At 72.0% G+C, this 20,014-nt stretch carries 15 protein-coding genes and 1 pseudogene; 14 read left to right on the top strand and 2 right to left on the bottom strand.

Annotation, left to right across the window (positions count from 1 at the left end):
• The first annotated feature begins 583 nt into the window (after nt 1-583).
• The 11 genes from OG956_RS37475 (at nt 584) to OG956_RS37425 (ending at nt 17,316) form a co-directional block, all read left to right on the top strand.
• Complete coding sequence (locus OG956_RS37475; protein WP_330342465.1) at nt 584-1,783, top strand: MFS transporter; 1,200 nt, start codon at nt 584-586, stop codon at nt 1,781-1,783.
• A gap of 73 nt (nt 1,784-1,856) precedes the next feature.
• Nucleotides 1,857-2,906 carry a radical SAM protein gene (locus tag OG956_RS37470; protein WP_330342464.1) on the top strand — a complete coding sequence of 350 codons (1,050 nt, stop codon included), beginning with the start codon at nt 1,857-1,859 and terminating at the stop codon, nt 2,904-2,906.
• On the top strand, nt 2,903-3,832 hold the full coding sequence (locus tag OG956_RS37465) for a 2-oxoglutarate and iron-dependent oxygenase domain-containing protein (RefSeq protein WP_330342463.1): 930 nt from the start codon (nt 2,903-2,905) through the stop codon (nt 3,830-3,832). Before OG956_RS37470 ends, OG956_RS37465 begins: the two co-directional genes overlap by 4 nt.
• 9 nt (nt 3,833-3,841) lie before the next feature.
• Entirely contained in the window at nt 3,842-4,447 is a 606-nt protein-coding gene (locus OG956_RS37460) for a deaminase (protein WP_330342462.1), read from the top strand.
• A gap of 32 nt (nt 4,448-4,479) precedes the next feature.
• Nucleotides 4,480-5,187, top strand: coding sequence for a YqcI/YcgG family protein (locus OG956_RS37455; protein WP_330342461.1), 708 nt, complete (start codon nt 4,480-4,482; stop codon nt 5,185-5,187).
• Entirely contained in the window at nt 5,184-6,434 is a 1,251-nt protein-coding gene (locus tag OG956_RS37450; protein ID WP_330342460.1) for a hypothetical protein, read from the top strand. The genes OG956_RS37455 and OG956_RS37450 overlap by 4 nt, the downstream gene beginning before the upstream one ends.
• Before the next feature lie 82 nt (nt 6,435-6,516).
• Nucleotides 6,517-8,085, top strand: a complete 1,569-nt coding sequence (locus OG956_RS37445) for a carbamoyltransferase C-terminal domain-containing protein (RefSeq protein WP_330342459.1) — start codon at nt 6,517-6,519, stop codon at nt 8,083-8,085.
• Nucleotides 8,082-11,315, top strand: coding sequence for an amino acid adenylation domain-containing protein (locus OG956_RS37440; RefSeq protein WP_330342458.1), 3,234 nt, complete (start codon nt 8,082-8,084; stop codon nt 11,313-11,315). Before OG956_RS37445 ends, OG956_RS37440 begins: the two co-directional genes overlap by 4 nt.
• Nucleotides 11,312-14,731, top strand: coding sequence for an AMP-binding protein (locus OG956_RS37435; RefSeq protein WP_330342457.1), 3,420 nt, complete (start codon nt 11,312-11,314; stop codon nt 14,729-14,731). Before OG956_RS37440 ends, OG956_RS37435 begins: the two co-directional genes overlap by 4 nt.
• Nucleotides 14,732-14,807: 76 nt before the next feature.
• Nucleotides 14,808-16,733, top strand: a complete 1,926-nt coding sequence (locus tag OG956_RS37430; RefSeq protein ID WP_330342456.1) for a KedN5 family methylcobalamin-dependent radical SAM C-methyltransferase — start codon at nt 14,808-14,810, stop codon at nt 16,731-16,733.
• Nucleotides 16,734-16,797: 64 nt separating this feature from the next.
• Nucleotides 16,798-17,316: a hypothetical protein gene (locus OG956_RS37425; RefSeq protein WP_330342455.1), complete on the top strand. Its 519-nt coding sequence runs from the start codon at nt 16,798-16,800 to the stop codon at nt 17,314-17,316.
• Nucleotides 17,317-17,661: 345 nt separating this feature from the next.
• Here OG956_RS37425 and OG956_RS37420 read toward each other — a convergent pair whose 3' ends face one another.
• Complete coding sequence (locus tag OG956_RS37420; protein WP_330342454.1) at nt 17,662-18,108, bottom strand: hypothetical protein; 447 nt, start codon at nt 18,106-18,108, stop codon at nt 17,662-17,664.
• 337 nt (nt 18,109-18,445) lie between these two features.
• On the opposite strand from OG956_RS37420, the gene OG956_RS37415 reads away from it, so the two are divergent.
• Nucleotides 18,446-18,628, top strand: a complete 183-nt coding sequence (locus OG956_RS37415) for a hypothetical protein (RefSeq protein WP_443065651.1) — start codon at nt 18,446-18,448, stop codon at nt 18,626-18,628.
• Between the two features lie 7 nt (nt 18,629-18,635).
• Here the strand turns inward: OG956_RS37415 and OG956_RS37410 are convergent, their stop codons facing one another.
• The gene (locus OG956_RS37410; protein WP_330342453.1) at nt 18,636-18,797 is read right to left on the bottom strand and encodes a hypothetical protein; all 162 of its coding nucleotides are present in this window, start codon (nt 18,795-18,797) and stop codon (nt 18,636-18,638) included.
• Between the two features lie 144 nt (nt 18,798-18,941).
• Between OG956_RS37410 and OG956_RS37405 the strand changes: the two are divergent.
• Nucleotides 18,942-19,214: pseudogene (locus OG956_RS37405) on the top strand (ATP-binding protein); the annotation flags it as partial.
• A 136-nt stretch (nt 19,215-19,350) separates the two neighbouring features.
• Nucleotides 19,351-19,941, top strand: a complete 591-nt coding sequence (locus OG956_RS37400; protein WP_330342452.1) for an AAA family ATPase — start codon at nt 19,351-19,353, stop codon at nt 19,939-19,941.
• The last annotated feature ends 73 nt before the right edge of the window (nt 19,942-20,014 follow it).

Raw genomic sequence — 20,014 nt, 5'->3', positions numbered from 1 at the left:
TTGAATGTGGATGGCTGGTGTGATTCGGGCATGTGCGCGTCCAACTGGAAACTCACCTAGTTTCAGCTTCACTTGTTGACGGCAGACTGAGATGGCAGTTTGAATGCAGCAAGCGCTCCCGAGACCGCCGCTTCACTTCCCCCCACAAACCCTGTACGGCTCCTGGAGATTGTCATGTCGTCTTCCCCGTATGGCTTAGTGCGGACCTCCCACCTCGCCATCCCCCTCCCGGCAGTCCTCCGGCCCGGCATCCCGCATCATTCCGTGGAGAGACCGGCGACCGTTGCCATTCGGCCGGCCACAAGAATCGTTTCCGGTCAATTCCCTGCGATTTTTGGGGACTTCCTCAGTCCCTTCTCCTGACACGCATTGACAACTGTGGACAACGATGTCCTACTTGCGTTGAATTCCCATCACGCAAGCCGGCGCGGAACAGTTCTCGATGATGCCGATTCCATTGTCGTCGGCAAATGAAGACCTCAAATGACGGTGGAATTGTTCTGCCGCAGGAGACGATTTGTCCATCCACCCAATGGCACGCCCTCGGTCGGCCGTACGACCGGCGCGCACAGCTTGCGCGGTCATGGGAGTCGACGCCGTGGGGACGGGGCTTTTCCTCCCCGTTTCCGTGCTCTACCCGATGCGCGTCCTCGGTCTGTCCGAGGCCGTGACCGGCACGGTCCTGACCATCGCCACCTGCCTGACGCTGGCGTTACCGGCGCTGGTGAGCGTGTGGATCGGGCGGGTCGGCCCGCGCCGCCTCGTCGTCGCCGGCCTGTTACTGCAGGCGGTCGCCATGACCGCCTATCTGTGCGCCGGCGGCCCGCTGTCCGTCTTCGCCGTGGTCCTGTGCGCCGTCACCGGGCAGCGCGTGTTCTTCGCGTCGGTGTACGGCATGCTCGCGGACCTTGCGCCGAGCGGCTCCCGGGACGGGTACTTCGCCTGGGCGGCCACCATGCAGTCCGGCGGCACCGCCCTGGGGGGCCTGCTGTCGGGCGCCTTGTTCATCGGCGGTGACCCGTCCTCGTACCGGCTGGCGGTGGGCGGCGACGGGCTGACCTTCGCACTGTCCGCGCTGCTCGTCCTGCTGTTCGTCCGCGCCCCCGAGCCCGTCCCGGGCAACGCCGAGGGCACCGGTACCGCACTCGCCCGCGTCCTCGCCGACCGGCCCTTTCTCGGGCTCACCGCGGCGAACACCCTGCTGGTGCTGCCCATCCCCGCCACCAGTACGCTGCTGCCCGCCTTCGTGGTCGGCCACCTGGGTGCGCCGGCATGGCTGCCTGGCGCGCTGACGGGCGGCGCCACGGCGCTCCTCACCGTGTGCCGCCCGGCCGCGGTCCGCGCGCTCGCCCGCATCAACCGGGTGCGCGTGCTCCAGACCGTCGCCGCACTGCTCGCCGTCTGGGCCGCGGCCATGGGCGCCGCCGTTCTCATGGCCACCGCCTCGGTGGTTCCCTATCTCTTCGCCGTCACCGGCCTGTTCGGCCTCGCCTTCCTGGTGCAGGGGCCGGTGAGCAACGGTCTGGTGGCCGCGGTGGCGCCCGAGCCGCACCGCAGCGGTTACCTGGCTGTGTCGCAGTACTCCTTCGGCGTGGCGGACGCCGCGGCACCCCTGCTCGTCGTCCTGCTGACGCTGTCCACCTGGCTGCCGTGGGCCGTGCTGACCTGCTGCATGGTCGTGGCGCTTGCCGTGCTCACGGCCGTGAGCCGCAGCTGGCCCCGCCGCCTTCTGTGCCCCGCGGACCCCGCACCTGACGCCGACCGCGTCCTCGTGTCTGGCTGACGGCCGCGCCGCACCCCCCTCCGCGGCACGGCGCGGAAACGAAAAGCACCGGTATTCACAGAAAGGGAGAACCATGTCCACGTCCCCTGCGCTCGATGAATTCCTCGGCGGGCTCTACCGCAGCTTCGGCCCGCCCAAGGCCATGGGCGAGTCCGCGCCGGCCGCCGACCGCCCCCACTTCTTCCTGCACCGGAATTTCCTCGGCGAACAGGATCTGGCGATCCTGTTCAACACCAAGCGCTGCCGCTACCAGTGCAAGTTCTGCGCTCTGCCGTTCAAGTCGTCGCGCGAGTGGATTCCGGAGGAGGAGGTCCTCGCCCAGTTCCGGTACGTCCTGGAGGAGGACAAGCACGCGCTCGGCGTCCTGGAGCGCGTCACCATCGCCAACGAGGGCTCCGTCTTCGACGAGACCACCTTCCCCGCCGCGGCGCTCACCCAGATCACCGCCGCCGTCCGCAAACTCCCCCGCGTACGCAAGATCGTGCTGGAGACCCGCCTGGAGTTCCTGCGCGAGGAGCGGCTCCGGGAGATCGCGGACAACAGCGGCAAGCAACTCGACATCCTCACCGGTTTCGAGACCCTCGACGAGGACCTGCGCGAGCGGGTGCTCGGCAAGCGCGAGCCACTGGAGACGTTCCTGCGCGGCCTGGACACGGTGGGCCGGGCCGGCTGTGAGCTGACCGCCTACGTCCTGTTCAAGCCGGACCCGGTGATGACCGACGAGGAGGCGTGGGCCGAGGCCGAGGCCTCCATCGACTACCTGCACGAGCACTGCGCCACGCGCGGCATCCCGCTGACCATCCGCCTCAACCCCATGTACGTCGCCCGCGGCACCCAGTGGGCCCGCCGCGCCGAGCAGGTCCAGGACTACCTGCCGCCGCGGCTGTCGGACATCATCGCCCTCGCCGAGCGCAAACGCGCCCAGGGCATCGCCGTCTACCTCGGCCTGACCTCGGAAGGCCTGTCGGACGAGGACAAGACCTACCGGGCCAGGGAGGACTTCAGCCGTCAGCTCATCAAGCAGGGCATCGTGATGAACGGCGACGGCTCGGTCGGCTCCCGCCACCACCTGCTGCCCCTGGCCGAGGCCGACGGCCCCGCGCTCGCGCTGGAGGGCAAGTGAGCGCCTCCACGGGGCTTCCGGTGGTGGACTGCGCGGCCCTGGACACCGACCCCACCGACCCCGCGCTCGTGGCGGCAGTCGCCGACGCCTGCGCCCGCGTCGGCGGGTTCGTCGCCACCGGCTGCGCCCCGGCCACCACCGCCCAGGCGTTCACCCAGGCCAGACGGTTCTTCACGCTGCCCGAGCACCGGCGCAGGGCTGTGGCCGGCGACCGCAACAACCGCGGCTGGACCGCGTACCGCTCGGAGACCAGCTCCGGGCGCGCGCCCGACGTCAAGGAGGCGTTCCAGGTGGGACGCGACCTGGGACCCGACCACCCGCTGGTGCTCGCCGGCACCCCGCTGCACGGCCCCAACCAGTGGCCCGACCTTCCCGGCTTCCGGCCCGTGGTCGAGCGGCTCTTCGACGAGGTCCTGGAGCTGTGCCGGAAGGTGAGCGTGCCGCTCGCCCTCGGCCTCGGTCTGGACGCCGCGGCCCTGCGCGCGCAGCTCGACGAGCCGTACGCGTCGATGCGGCTGCACCGTTACCCGGCCGTCGACCCCGAACACGTCGGCCCCGACGAGGAGTTCGGGCACGCGCCGCACACCGACTTCGGCGCGCTGGGCATCGTGCTGCAGGAGGATGACGGCGGCCTCCAGGCGGAGTGGGCCGGCCGGTGGGCCGACGTCCCCGGCGGCGGCGACCGGGTCACCGTCCTCGTCGGAGACCTGCTCGCCTGGTGGAGCGGCGGACACTACCGGGCGCTGCGGCACCAGGTGCCCGTCCCCCGCCACAGCGACCGGTATTCCGTCGCCGCCTTCGTCAATCCCGGATTCAACCGGACGCTGCACCCGATGAACGACGACGGCGCCCCGGGCGAGCGGTGCGGCAACTTCATCCTGAACGCCGCCCGCGCCCGCCGCGCGGCCGTGGGCGCCAACGACTAGGGAGATCCCGTGGACGAAGCATGGAAGCGCGGCCGCACGCTGCTCGATGACCTGCGGCCGGCGGACGACCAGGTGGCGGCCCTGGCCGAGCGGCTCACCGGCGCCGAGGGCCTGTCCGGCCCCGAGGACCCGTACGCCTGGCTGGCATGCGTCCTGGGGCTGGTGTCGGTGAACGAGGGCAACTACGGCGTCGGCGCCGTCCTCGTCCGCAACGGCCGCATCGTCGCCGAGGGCCGCAACCGGCTGCTGCGGCCGCGCAGGAACACTGCGGCCCACGCGGAGGCAGAGGCGCTGGACGCGTTCGAGGACCGGTTCCCCGAGCCGGAGGCGGGGCGCGGCACCCTCATGTACACCTCGCTGGAGTGCTGCCCGATGTGCACCGTCCGGCTTCTCAACTCCGGTGTCCGTACGGTTCGTTACCTCGCACCCGACCCGGACGGCGGCATGCTCACCCGCATGGACGGCCTGCCGCCGTACTGGCGGCGGCTCGCCGCCGCCCGCACCCCTGGGCAGACCTTCGCCCCTTCCGCCTGCGCTCCTGTCCTGCGCCGCATCGCTGCGGACGTCTTCGCCGCGACCGAGACGCGGCTGAACGAGCGGATCGCGCGAGCCTGACCGCCCCGTCCCACCGAACCGAGGAACGACCGATGACCTCGATGACGCGTCCTACGGGCGCCGCCACGAGCCAGCCACCCCCCGACCGTGCTCCCTGCCTGGAGCGCTTCGCGCCCATCCGCAACGGCACCCACTGCATCTACGCCCCGTCGTCCCGGCTGTGGGGAGGGCCCGCCTACGACCCCGCGCTGACGGCGGAGGAGAACCTGGCGGCGACCCTGCCCGTGCTGTGCGACTTCCTCGACCGGGCCCGGACCGACCGGCTCGACGGCTTCGTCATCGAGCTGGCCGACCGCCGGTTCGGCGCCGACGTGCCGTCGCTGGCCCGCAGCACCCACGCGGTGCTGCGCCACCTCAGCGACCACGACCCGGCGGGCGAGCACCCGCTCGACGCCGAGATCGAGACCGTCTCCTGGTGCTTCTCCTTCGGCGCCGAGCCGATCTTCGTCAACACCTTCGCGCCGTGCTATCCGCCGGCCCACTCCCGCTACGCCTTCGGCTCGCAGTCCACCTACATCCTGCTCCAGCCCCGGCACTCCTTCGGCCGGGTGCTGCGCCCCGGCGAGACCGTACTGCCGCCCGCCGTGCGCCAACGCATCCGCGACGCCTACGCCGGCCACGACCGCGGCTACGACCCGCACATCAGCTCCAACCCCTACGAAGCGTGGCGCATCGTCAGGCCGCTAGGGGCGGGCGACCCCGAGGTGCGCTGGTGGGAGACCCCGGCGGTGTTCCCGTGAGCCCGGCACCAGGCGCGCTCACCTGGGCATCAGCGGACGTGACCGAACTGGCCGACCTCGCGCTCGGTGACGGCGCCGGCCTGTCCGCCGCCGTACGGCTGCGCCCGCACACCGCGGTGGTCCCCGTCGTCGAGCACCGGTCGGCGCGCGGTCGGTACGGGCTGCTGCTGGACCCGGTCGGCGCGCTCCCGTTCCGCACCAGCAAGCCGCGGCAGTGGGTGATGGCGGAGCATCTCACCGCCTTCCCCTCCCGCGCCTTCACACTCGTGCTGGACGTGTGCCCGCTGCGCGGCGACGCCGAGACCACGCTGTTCAGCTACGCGGCACCCGGCCGGGGCACCGTGCTGGCGCTGCGCGAGCAGCGTGACGGCGGGCTGACCCTGGACCTGGCGGACCATCAGGTGTCCTTCGGCCGGTTCCTCGACTACGCGCAATGGCAGCGGATCGCCGTCAGCTGGGACTCCGCCACCGGCGAGGCCCGGCTCTACCAGGACGACGGCCCGGCGCGCGTGACCGCCGAGGCGGCCGGGTCGCCGCTGCCCGCGCTCACCGAACCGGTCGCCCGCCGCAATGTCGCCGCGGGCGTGCGCCTGCCGACCGGTGGCACGCTCGTCGTCGGCCAGTACCAGGGCGGCGCCGGCCGACTGGGCGAGTTCGACCTGCGCCGCGGATTCCGCGGCTCCGTCGCGGAGGTCGATCTGTGGGCCGACGCCGCGGGCCCGGCCGGACGGCCCGCCTGGACCGGCGACCCGTGCCCGGGCGCCGTCGGCCGCTGGCGCTTCACCGCCGGGGCGCTGCGCATCCTGGAAGCCCTCGACTGCGGGTCCGGCACCGCGCAGGTCGGCGGCTTCGGCTCCGGCGAGCTGTGCGACGTGCGCGGCTACCGCGTCCTGGTGGTGCTCGGCCGCCGGGCCTGGGCGTCGCAGCGCCTGCTGGCCGTCGGCGACGCGCACGAACTGCAGGTGCGGCCCGCACCGCTGCCGGCCCGCGGCCCCGGCCCGGCAGCGGACAGCGCTCCGCCGCACCTGTACGTCGACGGCGAGGCCACCCGGCTCGACCCCGTCGAACCGCGCGACCTCGGCCGTCCCGACGAGCCCCGGTTCCGCATCGGCCCGCTGCAGGACGTGGACTGGGTGCGGCTGCACTGCGACGGCGAGACGCACCGTGCGTTCGCGTCCGCCGAGCGGCAGGGCGACCGGCTGCCCGACCTGACCGGGCGCGGCCCCGCCCTGCGGATCACGTCCTGACCGCCCCGGTCCGCCACCACACCCCTCCCCCCGCCCTGCCACCGATCCCCTCCCGGCACGCCCTGAAGGAGTTGAACGCACCATGTTGATCCTGTCGTTCAAGGAAGGTCATGACGGCGCGGTCGTCGCGCTGGAGGACGGCGAGCTGCTGTTCTCGCTGGAGGCCGAGAAGGACTCCTATCCCCGCTACGACCGGCTCACCGCCGACCTGCTGCTGCGCGCCGCCGAGCGGCTGGACCGCCACCCGGACGCGGTGGCCGTCGGCGGCTGGGTCAAGGGCTGGCACTCCGTCGAACCGCCCTCGCGCACGGGCTACTTCGGTGTCGGGCCCGGCTCGGTGTCCGACGAGCCCGGCACCTTCCTCGGGCGGCCGACACGTATCTTCTCCTCCACGCACGAGCGCTCCCACATCATGACCGCCTACGGCCTGGATCCCTGGCAGGACGGCGGGCCCTGCTACTGCCTGGTGTGGGAGGGCAACATCGGCTCCTTCTACCGCATCGACGAGTCCGGGCACGTCACCCACCTCAAGCACGTCCTGACGGATCCGGGCAACAAGTACGCCTACCTCTTCGCACTCGCCGACCCCAAGTTCCCCGACCTGCCCGGGCACTTCCGCTTCCAGGACGCCGGCAAGCAGATGGCGCTGACCGGGTTCGCCGAACGCGGCGCCGTGCTGCCGGAGGAGAAGAAACTCATCGAGTACCTCCTGGACCAGGAGGGCATCCTGCTCAACCTGCCCAAGAGCGAGGTGGCCTGGTCCCCGTACCACAACATCGGCGTGCAGACGCAGGAGTACAAGAACCTTGCGGCGAAGCTGTCCGATGCCATCTTCGCCCGCTTCCACGACTACGCCGCCGAGCATTTGACCGAGGGGCTGCCGCTGCTCATTTCCGGCGGGTGCGGACTGAACTGCGAATGGAACCGGCGCTGGGCCGACTGCGGGCTGTTCTCCCATGTCTTCGTGCCGCCGTGCCCCAACGACAGTGGCTCCGCCCTCGGCACCGCCATCGACGCCCAGCTGCACTACACCGGGTCCGCCCGCGTCAGCTGGGACGTGTACGCGGGAGAGGAGTTCGTCGAGGACGCCGCCTTCGACCCGGCTCGCTACGACCTCCGTCCCCTCGACTACGCCGAGGTCGCCCGGTTCCTGGAGCAGGGCAACATCATCGGCTGGGCCCAGGGCCGCTACGAGATGGGCCCGCGCGCCCTGGGCAACCGGTCCATCCTCGCCGCGCCCTTCAGCAAGGGGACCCACACGAGGCTCAACGCCGTCAAGCAGCGTGAGAGCTACCGTCCCATCGCGCCGATCTGCCTGGAGAGCGAGGCCCACCGCTGGTTCTCCGGCGGGGTGCCCGACCCGCACATGCTCTACTTCAGCGACGTGCGCACCGATGCGCTCCAGGCGGTCACGCACGTCGACGGCAGCGCCCGCGTGCAGACCGTCACGCCCGAGCAGAACCCCCGGATCGCGCGGCTGCTCACCGCGTTCGGCGAGCTGACCGGCTACAGCGTGCTGTGCAACACCTCCCTCAACTTCTCCGGCCGCGGCTTCATCAACCGCACCAGCGACCTCATCGCCTACGGCGAGCAGCACGGCCTGGACGGCTACGTCGTGAAGGACACGTTCGTCACCCGGAAGACCGCATGAACACCTCCGCCGGCACCGCACCCGCCACCGACCCCGTCCCGTCCGATGCCGTAGCGCGCACGTGCCTCGCGCTCGCCCGCGCGCAGGCCCGCCGCACGCCCGACGCACCGGCCGTGCTCTGTGAGCGCGACGGACGCACCCACCGCGTCACGCACGCCGAACTGCACGCCCGCGCCGACCGGCTCGCCCGCGCGCTGCGCCGCGCGGGCGCACGCCCCGAGGAGCCCGTCGCGGTGCTCACCGCACGCTCGGAGTGGACGGTCTCCAGCCTGCTCGGCGTGCTGTCGGCCGGGGCCGCTTTCCTGCCGCTGACCACTGAGTACCCGCCCGAACGCCTCCGGCTCCTGCTCGCCGACAGCGGCTGCCGTCTCGTCGTCGCCGACGAGGCAGGGCGCCGCGCGGTCCCCGGGCTCGGCGACGGCGGGGCGGGCGAGCCGACCGTGCTCGCCCCGGACCAGCCCGACCTCCCGGGCCCCGGCGTCGAGCCCGACCCCGGGCCCGGCGACCTCGCCGCGCTGCTGTACACGTCCGGCTCCACCGGCACCCCCAAGGGCGTCCTGATCGAGCACGGCAGCCTGGCCGGGCTCGTCACCGGCCTGCAGCCCCTGTTGTACGCGCCCCTGGGCGGGCGCACCGTCGAGGCCCTGTCGGCGCCCTTCGTCTTCGACGCCGCCCTGCAGCAGACCCTGTCCTGCCTCGTCAACGGCGGAACGCTGGTCGTCCTCGACGAGCACGACCGGCGCGATCCGCACCGCTTCCTGGAGCTCGTCCGCCGCCACCGCGTGGGTCTGATCAACGTCGTCGCCCCCTTTCTGGCGGCTCTCGTCGACGCCGGCCTCGGCCGTGGCGCCCCCTCGGCCCTGCGGCACATCGTCACCGGCGGCCAGGCCGTGCCCAGCGCCGTGGTACGGCGGCTGCTGGACGGGCCCGCCGGCGGTTCGCTGACCGTGTGGAGCATGTACGGGCCCACCGAGACCACCGTCGACGCCACCTGCCTGCGCGTCGACCGCGACACCCCCTTGGACGGCACCACGCTCGGCCTCGGGACTCCGCTGCCGGGCGTCGCCGTCGACGTCAGGGACGACCAGCTGCGCGTCCTGCCGCCGGGCCGGTCCGGCGAGATCTGCATCGGCGGCACCGGCCTGGCCCGTGGCTACCTCCACCCCGAGCAGGAGGGCGGGGCCCGGTTCGTCACCGACGGCCCGGCCGGCCCCCGGCTGTACCGCACCGGCGATCTGGGCCGCCTGTCGGAGACCGGGCAGCTGGAGTTCCTGGGCCGCGTCGACGACCAGGTGAAGGTGCGCGGTCACCGCGTGGAGCCGGGGGAGATCGGCAACGTGCTGGTCTCCTGCCCGGGCGTCACCGAGGCCGCCGTCGTAGCGGTGCCCGACGGATTCGGCGACCGCGACCTCGTCGCCTTCTACACGGCCGCCGGCGGCGTGGACGAGGAGGCCCTGCGCCGCCACGCCCGCTCCCACCTGCCGCCGTGGATGGTGCCGTCCCGTTTCCTGCGCCGCACCGCGCTGCCGCACACCCCCAACGGCAAGGTCGACCGCGCCGCCCTCGCCGAGCAGGCCCGCGCGGCGGCCGGCGCCGCAGAAGCCCCGCCCTGCGACCCCGACGCTCGCACCGCCCCGGGCGCCGTGGACGAGGCCGAGCTGGCCGCCCTTTTCGGCGCCGTCCTCGGCCGCCCCGGCCTCGACCCCGATGAGGACTTCTTCGCCGTGGGCGGGCACAGCCTGAAGGCCATGCGGCTGACCAACCGCATCGCCGCCCGCTGGGGCGTCACCGTGCCCCTGCGCACCGTCCACGACCACCCCACGCCCCGTGCCCTGGCCCGCGCCCTCGCGGACCTCGCACCCAGCGTCGGCACCGGACCCGGGGCCCATCTGCCGCGCGCCCAGGATGCCGAGGACTACCCGCTGTCGTACGCACAGCAGCGTCTGTGGACCCTCCACCAGCTCGGCGGCTCCCTCGCGTACAACGTGCCCGTAGTGATGGACCAGGGCGACCTGGACCGTGCGGCGCTTCAGGAGGCGCTCGCCATGGTCGCCGGCCGGCACGACAGCCTGCGTACCTGCTTCACCGTGCGCGACGGCGAGCCCCGCCAGATCGTGCACGACCGCATCGCCCTTCCGCTGCGCACCGTCGACGTCAGCGACGCCCCCGATCCCGTCCAGGCCGCCGAGGAGATCGTCAGAGCGGAGGCGGCCACGCCGTTCGACCTCGCCGCGGCGCCCCTCGCCCGCGTCGTCGTCGTCCGGCTGGCACCGCGGCGGTGCTGGCTCGTGCTCACCGCGCACCACATCGTCTGCGACGGCTGGTCCATCGTCGTGCTCTCCCGCGAGCTGAACGAGGCCTATCGGGCGGCCCGCCGCGGACAGCCCGCCGAGCTGCCCGAACTCCCGGTGCGCTACCGCGACTTCGCCGTGTGGGACCGGTCCCGCGACATCGCCGCCCGGGCCCCGGCCTGGCGCGCGCGGCTCGGCGGGGTCGCCCCACACCTGCCCCTGCCGGCCGACGGCCACCTGGACACCGACGAGGCCTTCCGGGGCGGCACCCGCGCCGGCGTCCTGGACAAGGAGCTGTCCGCCCGGCTGCGCGCACTCGCCGCCCGCTCCGAGCGCACCCCCGCCGCCGTTTTCCTCGCCCTGTTCGGCTGGCTGCTGCACCGGCTGACGTCGCTGCAGGACATCTGCATCGGCATGGGCAGCGCCGCCCGGATTCACCCCGACCTGGAACACCTCGTCGGCTTCTTCGTCAACGTGCTGCCCATCCGTCTCTTCCCGCGTCCTGACATGGACTTCGACGCATTCGCCGACCAGGCGTCCGCGGCCCTCACCGCCGCGCTGGAACAGCAGGACTGCCCCATCGACGTGGTCGTCAAGGACCTCAACCCCCGGCGCACGGCGGGCACCCAGCCGCTGGCCAACGTCATGTTCGCCTACCAGAACTTCGCCGACGTCTTCGGCCCCGCGCCGGCCGGCCCACCGCCCGGCGACAGCAGCGACGGCAAGGCCGACGGACTGTTCCTCGACCAGTCGCGGCTGGTCGACGTCCCCCTGGACACCGCCAAGTTCGACCTGACGCTGTACGTCTACGACACCGCCGACGAGTTCCGGGTCGCATTCGAGTACGACGGCCGGCTGTTCCGGCCCGCCACGGTCGACCGCTACCTGGCCGCACTGGAGCGGCTGGCCCGAGCCGTCACGATGGAGGTCCCCGCGTGAAACTGTCCGACGCCGCCCTGTGGGAGGGCGACGACGAGGCCGCCGTCGCCGCCCGCGACGCGAACGCCACCGCCCGCCCCTTCCCCCACGACCGCACGGTCGGCGACCTGTTCACCGAGCAGGCCACTGCCACCCCCGACGCGGTGGCCGTCGTCGACGGCGCCACCCGCCGCACCTACGCCGAACTGGCCGCCGACGTCGACCGCCTCGCCGGATTCCTCGCCGATCACGGCGTCGGCCCCGGCGTCCACGTCGCCGTCCTGCTGCGCCGCTCCTACCGGCTGGTCGTCGCCCTGCTCGCCGTGCTCAAGGCCGGCGGCGCCTACGTCCCGCTCAATCCCGAACTGCCCGACGCCCGGCTGCACGCCCTCGTCCAGGACACCACGCCCCGCGTGCTGATTTCCGAACGCTCCCTGACCGCGTCCTTCAACAACGTGTTCTGGAACAGCCCCGCCACCATCAGCGGCCTGTGCCTCGACTCCCTGGACGTCCTGGCCGAACTGGAGCCCGCCGGCCCGCGGATGAGCCTGGAGCTGTGGAACTATGTCGCCGACAACTCCGACGACCCCGTCTCCGCCAACGGCTGGCGCAGCCCCTACACCGGCGACCGCATCAGCGACGCGACCCTCGACCGGTATGTGCGCGCCACCGCCGACAACATCTCCGCCTACCTGTCCGCGGACGCCACCCTGCTGGAGATCGGCTGCGGCACCGGCACCACGCTCAAGGAACTCGCCCCCCGCGTGGGCCGGTACGTCGGCATCGACCCCTCGGCCGGCGTGCTGCGCTGGGCCCACCGCGCCCGGCGGGAGCTCGGCTTGGACAACGTCTCCCTGCATGAGCTGGGCGCCCTCAACCTCGACGAACTGCCCACCGACTCCGCCGGCCCCTTCGACGTCGTCGTCTTCAACAGCGTCGTACAGAGCTTCGGCGGCCTGAACTACCTGCGCACCGTGCTCGGCGAGGCCATCGGCCGGGTCGGCGACCGCGGTGCCGTCTATCTCGGGCATGTCTGGGACGCCGCACGCCGCGAGGAATTCCTCGCCACCGTGGCCGCCCGGCACCGGCCCGAGCACGGCGGCCGCCCGCTGTCCGCCGCCGACGCCCTGTTCATCCCGGCCGCCTTCTTCGAGGACCTGCCCCGGCACTTCCCCGAACTCGCCCGCGTCGAGGTCACGCCGATGGCCTTCCACGACGAGGAACTGACCACCTACGCCTACGACGTCCTGCTGCACGTCGACCAAACGGCACCACGCACCGCCGCCCCCACCTCAAGCAAACGCCAGTACGACCGGCGTGCCCTCGACAGCCGGCCCGCCACCCCGGCCGGCGACCGGCACCACCCCGACGCCACCGCGTACGTCATCCAGACCTCCGGCTCCACCGGCGTCCCCAAGAGCGTCGAGGTCGGCATGCGCTCCCTGGTCAACCTGCTGTGGTGGTACCGGCAGGCCTGCGCCATGGGCCCCGACTCGCGCGTGCTCCAGGTCATCACCTGCGGCTTCGACGCCTCCGTGAAGAACTACCTGGCGCCCCTGATCTCCGGCGCCCGCGTCGTCCTCGCCCCCGACGCCGCCTACGACCCCCGGATCCTGCTGGACCTCATCGCCCGCGAGGAGATCACCGTCCTCAACCCCGGTGTCCCCTCCGCGGTCTATCCGCTGCTCGACCTCGCCGCCGCCGACGGCTTCCGCGCCCTGCACTCGCTGCGCCACCTCGCACTCGGCGGCGAGACCCCCGACCTGATCCGGTTGCGGCCCTGGCTGGAGTCGGGTGCCTGCCGGGCCGCCCTGCTCAACATCTACGGACCCACCGAGGCCACCGACATCGCCTGCGCCACCCTCATCGATCCGTCGTCGGCCGGCGGCGGCCCCTCACCGGTGCCCATCGGCCGGCCCATCCCCAACGTCCGCGCCTACGTCCTCGACAGCCGGCTGACCGAACAACCGGCCGGTGTCGTCGGCGAACTGTGCCTGGCCGGCGCCGGACTGGCCAAGGGCTACCTCGGCGATCCCGCCCTGACCGCGGAGAAGTTCACCACCGCCTCCCCCTCCCTGCCCGGCGAACGCCTCTACCGCACCGGAGACCTGGCCCGCCGCCTGCCCAACGGCGACCTCGTCGTCGTCGGCCGGGCCGACACCCAGGTGAAGCTCCTGGGCCAGCGCATCGAACTCGGCGAGGTCGAGCAGCGCCTGCGCGCGCTGCCCGGCGTGCGCGAGGCCGCCGCCGTCGTCCGCCCCGTACCCGGCACCGACGAGCTGCGGCTGTGCGGCTATGTCATCCCCGAGCCCGGCGAGCAGCCCGACACCCTCAGCCTGCGTGCCGCCCTCGGCAGGTTCCTGCCCGCCGCGGCCGTGCCCGCCGACGTCGTCGTCATGGACGGCTGGCCCCGCACCCCCAACGGCAAGATCGACCGCAACGCCCTGCCCGCACCCGAACAGGTCCGCAGGGCAGCCGCCCGCCCACCGCGCACCGACACCGAGCGCGCGCTGCTGCCGCTGTGGCGCGAGGTGCTGGCCGACGACACCGTCTCCCTCGACGAGAACTTCTTCGTCGCGGGCGGCCACAGCCTCGGTGCCGCGCTGCTGGCCATCCGCGTCCGCGAGGTCCTGCGCCGCGACGTGTCCATCATCGACGTCTACCGCGCCCAGACGGCAGCCGCCCTGGCCCGGCTCATCGACCAGCGGCCCGCGGCCGACAGCCCGCTGAAGCTGCTGGCGGACGGCAACGGCGCGGCCGTCTACTGCTTCCCGCCCATCTCGGGCTACGCCTGGACGGTGGCCGGCTTCGCCCAGCACCTCGGCTTTCGCACCTACGGCTTCGACTTCCCCGCCACGGCCGACCCGGCCGCCACCGCCGCCGACCTGATCACCGCCACCTGCGCCCGCGGTCCCCGCTTCCTCGTCGGCTACTCCGCGGGGGGCGTCCTGGCCGCCGCCACCGCCCTGGCCCTGCAGGACCGCGGCGAAGCCGTCGACGGCGTGGTCCTGCTCGACTCGGCGCCCCCGTCGGATCGCACCCCGGCCACCGACGAGGACGTGGCGCAGATGGTCAAGGAAGTCCTCGGGGACCCGCGGCTGGCGGCGCACGTCCACCAGACCGGCAAGGACCGCGTCGCCGACACCGTCGCCCGCTACGCGCGCTGGTACGCCGAGGCGCCCCTGCGCGGCACGCTCCGCTGCGACCTGCTGTTGCTGACCGCCGGCGACGGCGATCCCGCCTGGATCAACGGGTGGCGTCCGCTGTGCGCCGGAGAGGTGGGCGTCCAGCCCGCCAGCGGCGGTCACCTGGACCTCCTGTCCGGCACCCACGCGGTCGCCAACGCCGATCCCGTCCGCACCTGGCTCGCGCAGCGCAGCAGCACCACGGAGGAGGTCCGCATGATCGGCCCCGGCATCCCCGACCTCGCCTCCTAGCGCGCGGCCACCCCTCAACCCCCCACGTCCGCCCCCCTCCCGACCGGATCGGGACGTTACGAAACGTTGCGTGCTCATGGATAAGGCACTCAAGGTCACCCTCGTCCAGCAGGGCGTCTGGCACATGGCCAAGGAGTCGATGCCGCTCGCTGCCGGCTACCTCGCCGCCGTCGTGCGGGCCGACCCCGACCTCGCCGAGCGCTGCGAGGTCCGCATCCTCAACTTCCGCGGCAACCTGACCCCTCTGGAGATGGCCATCGAAGTCCTCCAGGACGGGGTCCCCGACGTGATCGGCTTCTCCGTCCTCGGCTGGAACGCCCGCCAGTTCGCGGCCGTCGCCGAAACCGTCAAGCAGGTCAACCCCGAAGCCGTCGTCGTCTTCGGCGGCAACCACGTGGCCCATCAGGCCGAGCGGGTGCTGCCCCGCGACACCGCCGTCGACGTCGTCGTCAACGGCGAGGGCGAGATCACCTTCTCCGCTCTGCTCACGGCCGTCCTGGACGGCACTCCGTTCGCAGCGGTGCGCGGCATCTCCTTCCGCGGCGAGGACGGCACCGTCGTCACCACCGAGGAGCAGCCCCGCCTCGACGACCTGGACCGGATACCGTCACCGATCCTGACCGGCGCCATCCCGCTGCTCGACGACGACGGCGCGTTCCGCTACGACGTCGCCCTGATGGAGACCAACCGCGGCTGCCCCTACCACTGCTCGTTCTGCTACTGGGGCGGCGCAGTGGGCCAGAAGGTCCGCTCCTTCTCCCGCGCACGGCTGCGCGCCGAACTGGAAGCGCTCGCCAGGGCCAAGGCCGACACCGTCGTCCTGTGTGACGCCAACTTCGGCCTGCTCCGGCAGGACGCAGACTTCGTCGAGGACTTCATCGACGTCCGCGCCCGGTACGGCTACCCCAGAGCCCTGGAGACCTCCTGGGCGAAGAACAAGTCCAAGGTCTTCCGCGACATCGTCCGCCGGATGCGACAGGAGGGCCTGCGCAGCTCCTTCACCCTCGCGCTGCAGAGCCTCGACGGCGACGTGCTGGAGCAGATGAACCGGCGCAACATGAAGATCAACCAGTGGCAGGAACTCGCGGAATGGCTCGCCGACGAAGGCCTCGACTGCTACGCCGAACTCATCTGGGGTGTCCCCGGCGACACCCCCGAATCCTTCCTGCGCGGCTACGACGCACTCGCCAAACACGTCTCCCGCATCGCCGCCTATCCGCTGCTGCTCCTGCCCAACACCGACTTCTCCGAGCGCCGCGAGGTGCACGGATTCGTCACTGTGCGGGGCCGGCACGACGACTTCGAGTACGTCCTGGCCGCCCGCGGCATCTCCCTGGAGCAGAACCTCCAGATGCAGCGGTTCCTGTTCTGGGCCCGGCTGCTCGCGGAGAATCTCGTGCTGCGAAACGTGTGGCCCGTGTTCGACTCCGTGCTCGGCTGGAGCCAGTCGACCGTCATCCGCTCCCTCGCCGACTTCATCGAGGGGCAGTACGACCACCCCGGTGCCGACCTGCTGCGTACGGCGGCCGGCAACTCCACCGCCGACCCCGACTCCCTGGCCCCCGCCCTGGAGTACTGCTTCTCCACGAGCGAATTCGCCGCCCTCGTCGAGCAGTGGTGGCACACCGTCGTCGAGCCCACCGCGCCCCTGCAGTGGCGCTGGGTCCTGCACGAGGTGATCCGCTACGACCTCGACACCCGCCCGTTGCCCGACCCCGAGCGCCGCGGCCTGCCCGACGCCCGCCTGATCACAGTGGACCGCGAGACCCACTGGGCTGTCGACCGCACCTACCGGCTCGACGTGCCCGCACTGTGCCGCTCCGCCCGCGCGCGGCAGACCCTCGACGCCCAGCTGCCCGGCGAGCACCGCCGGCGCCTGCTGTTCAAGCACGGCTTCGCCGACCTCGTCCGCTCCACCAACCACGAGGAGACGGCCCACTTCGTCGGACGCAGCGTCGGCGCGCCGCAGGACAGCCCGCAGCTCATCGCGAACCCGGGCTGACGCGGCACACCCCCGCCGCGCGTCCCTCTCTTGCCCAACACGCCCAAGCCCACGGGAAGGCCCCTTGAAAACCGGAACACCCCGTCCGCAGGACGCCACCGCGGCCGTCCACGACCCCCTGCTCCACAGCGGCGGCACCGCCGTGGCCGACCCCTTCGCGCTGTACCGCATCTCAACGGCCCACACGCCCAGGGCAGCACGCCTGCGCGAGTCGGTACGACAGGGGGCGCTGCGGCTCGTCACCCCGGCGGTGGCCTTCACCGTCGCCTGCGGCATGCACACCTGCTGGGACGAGAACTGCGACCAGGAGCACCGGCCCGGCACCAGTTCCCCAGCCGGCAGGTTCCATGGACTCGACAGCGTGGAGATCGCCGATCTGAACCACGCCGAACTGGTCTCGGCCGGCCAGCTCTTCGCCCGCTGCGCCGACCACCGGATCACCGGCGCCGAGGTTCTGGCGGCCTGCCACTGCGCCCTGCTGTCCCGCTCGCTCGGCGCACCGCTCGTCTCGGCCGCCCGGGCCGCGTACTGCTACAGGGCGCTGCCCGAAGCGCAGGCCAACGGCGCCATCGAGCTGGTCTGATCCGGCACCCGGTCTGCCCGCGGTGCTCCGTCATGACGACGGCCGGTGCGGTGCCCGACGGCGCCGCACCGGCCTGCTCGATGCGCCGGGCTGGGAACATTCAAGTCCCGCCGCATGCGTATGGGTTTGGCCTGAAAAGAACTACCGTCGTGGGTGATTGGCCGACCGCACAACCATCTGGAAGCACGGCGGCGTCCGCCGACCGCATCACCCAGGCCGTCGGTGAGGACGGCCCGGACGGCCGGCGTGCTGACCGAGACCGACACCACCGGCCAGTCCTGCAACCTCGCCCCGGCCGACTCGGGCTGGGCCGACCGCACTTCTTCGTGGTGGGTTGAAAGGCGGTCAGATGCTCGCCTCATTCGCCGGTCTTTGGCCGTTACCGAGCAGGTCACCTACCACCGCGATTCCCTCCGAGATCACCCGCTCGGGCACGTCGCCGAGGCCCAGCACGAGTTGGGGCGGTTCAGGACTCCCTGAGGCACGGCACGCGCTCATCCCGTACAAGCCGACGCGACGGGCGCGCGCCTCGGCGATCACCGACGATTCGTCCGTCTCGTCCGGGAGGTGTACCACGGCGCGGAACCCGGCTGCGAGGCCGGTGAAGCGTACCTGCGGGGCATGCTCGGCAAGGTCAGCGCGCAGCGTCCGGCAGCGGGCCGCGTACAGAGCGCGCATACGGCGCAGGTGGCGGTCGTAGCGGCCTGATTCGATCAGCCGGGCCAGGGCCAGCTGGTCGAGGATGGCCGTGCCCCGGTCCGCGATCCGCTTCGCCTCGGTGAGCGACGCCACGAGCGCCGGGGGCTCAGCAGCCAGCCGATGCGCAGGGCGGGAGCCAGGGACTTGCTGACGGTGCCGATCGAGACCACCCGGTCGGCCGCGAGGCCATGGAGAGCACCGACCGGTTCCCGGTCGTAGCGAAACTCGGCGTCATAGGCGTGCTCGATGACATACGTGTTGCGGCGCCGCGCCCAGGCGAGCAGGGCGTGTCGGCGCTCCGGGGCGAGGAGGACGCCCGTGGGCCACTGGTGGGTGCTTCAAGCACCTGCTGTCACTCGCCCGCCCGGCAGGGGCGGCCGACCGCTCCTACCTGCCGATCGCCGGAGACTCCGCACCGGCGAAGGCAGCGGTGACCGAATTCATCGACTCCATCGGCTACAGCGTCGTAGACGCGGGAACGCTGGCCGACAGCTGGCGGCAGGCGACGGGCACGCCGGTGTGGGGAACACCGTACGGGCCGTACTCGAACGAGAAGGGCCAGCCGGTCGGCGAGGACGCCGTCCGCGCGGCCCTGGCCGCAGCAACGCGGTAACCGTCGATTATCGCGGACCGTGATGTGGTCCGTGCCATGCCCCCGTCGCGTCGACGCCCTGCACCTGCAGCAGCCGTACGGTGAAGGCGATCAGGACCAGGGTGAGCGTGAGGCTGACCATCCGCAGCCGGGGCCGGGGGCTGCCGAGCCGGAGCGGGGGCGCGGTCATCGGCCGGGCCCCGCTCGGGCGCCGGGCCGGACGGGCGCCGGGCACGGGCTGCCGCCGCGCGGCGGCGCTCCTCGGCCTCGGCGGCCTGGCGGGCCCGGGCACACGTCGGCGCGGCGGTTCCCTGTCGGACACTTCCGTCACCTCGTGCACGAGGAGCGCATCCTGCTCGCCCACTCCCCCTACACCGACAGCGACGGCGTCCTGCGCCACCAGGAGACCTCCTGGCACGTTGACCTGCTCTGTCTGGACGAGTTCGGATATCTCGACCTGGACAAGACCGGCGCGAAGCTGCTGTTCCAGGTCTTCACCGAGCGCGAGGAACGACGGGCGATCGCCATCGCGTCGAACGCTCCGTTCTCGGAGTGGAAGCAGACCTTCACCGACCCGCGGCTCTGCTCGGCGATCGTGGACCGGGTACGCCGCCAAGGCTGACAGGGCCGGTCAATCACAATCCATCGTGCGTGAGTGCGCGTCGGTCCCGGGAAACAGGCTCCGGGAGCGGGTTCGTGGGCGACATACTGGCCGCTGTGACGACTTACGAGACCAAGACGCGATGAGCACACCGACCCTGGTCGTCGTGAGCGGCGGCCCCGGCACAGGGAAGACCACGCTCGCCCACGAGCTCGCCCGTGTCCTCGGATGCCCCGCGATCATCCGCGACGAGATCAAACAGGGCATGGTCATGTCCCATCCTGGCTACCAGAGCGGCGGCGACGATCCCCTCAACTATCCGACCCTGGACGCCTTCTTCGGAGTACTGAAGGTGCTCCTGAAGGCCGGTGTCACGGTGGTCGCTGAAGCGGCTTTCCAGGACCGGCTGTGGCGGCCGAACCTCGAGCCGCTCACCGGCCTCGCACATCTCCGCGTCATCCGCTGCACCACCGACGCCGACATTGCTCACGACCGCATTATCCAGCGCGCCAAGGAAGACGCCCACCGGGCCGCCCACGGCGACCAAGACCTGCTCGACTCCATCGCTGCCGGAGGACACTCTCTCGACTCCTTCGTCCCGATCTCCTTGGACGTCCCCACCCTGATCGTGGACACCTCACACGGCTACCAGCCAGCTTTGCCGGACATGGCAGCCTTCGCCCGCGCATCCGTCCACGATGGTGCGTCACCCGAACGCATGATGGAAAGCTAACGTGACGCTCAGAGCGGAGTTACTGACGATCTTTGCGTTATATCGCCGAACGGTTAGAAAAACAGCTGGTCAG

The organism is Streptomyces sp. NBC_00557 (assembly GCF_036345995.1).
Taxonomy (GTDB): domain Bacteria; phylum Actinomycetota; class Actinomycetes; order Streptomycetales; family Streptomycetaceae; genus Streptomyces.
The sequence above is the reverse complement of the archived record's forward strand: the minus strand, read 5'-3'. Positions and strand labels throughout refer to the sequence as shown.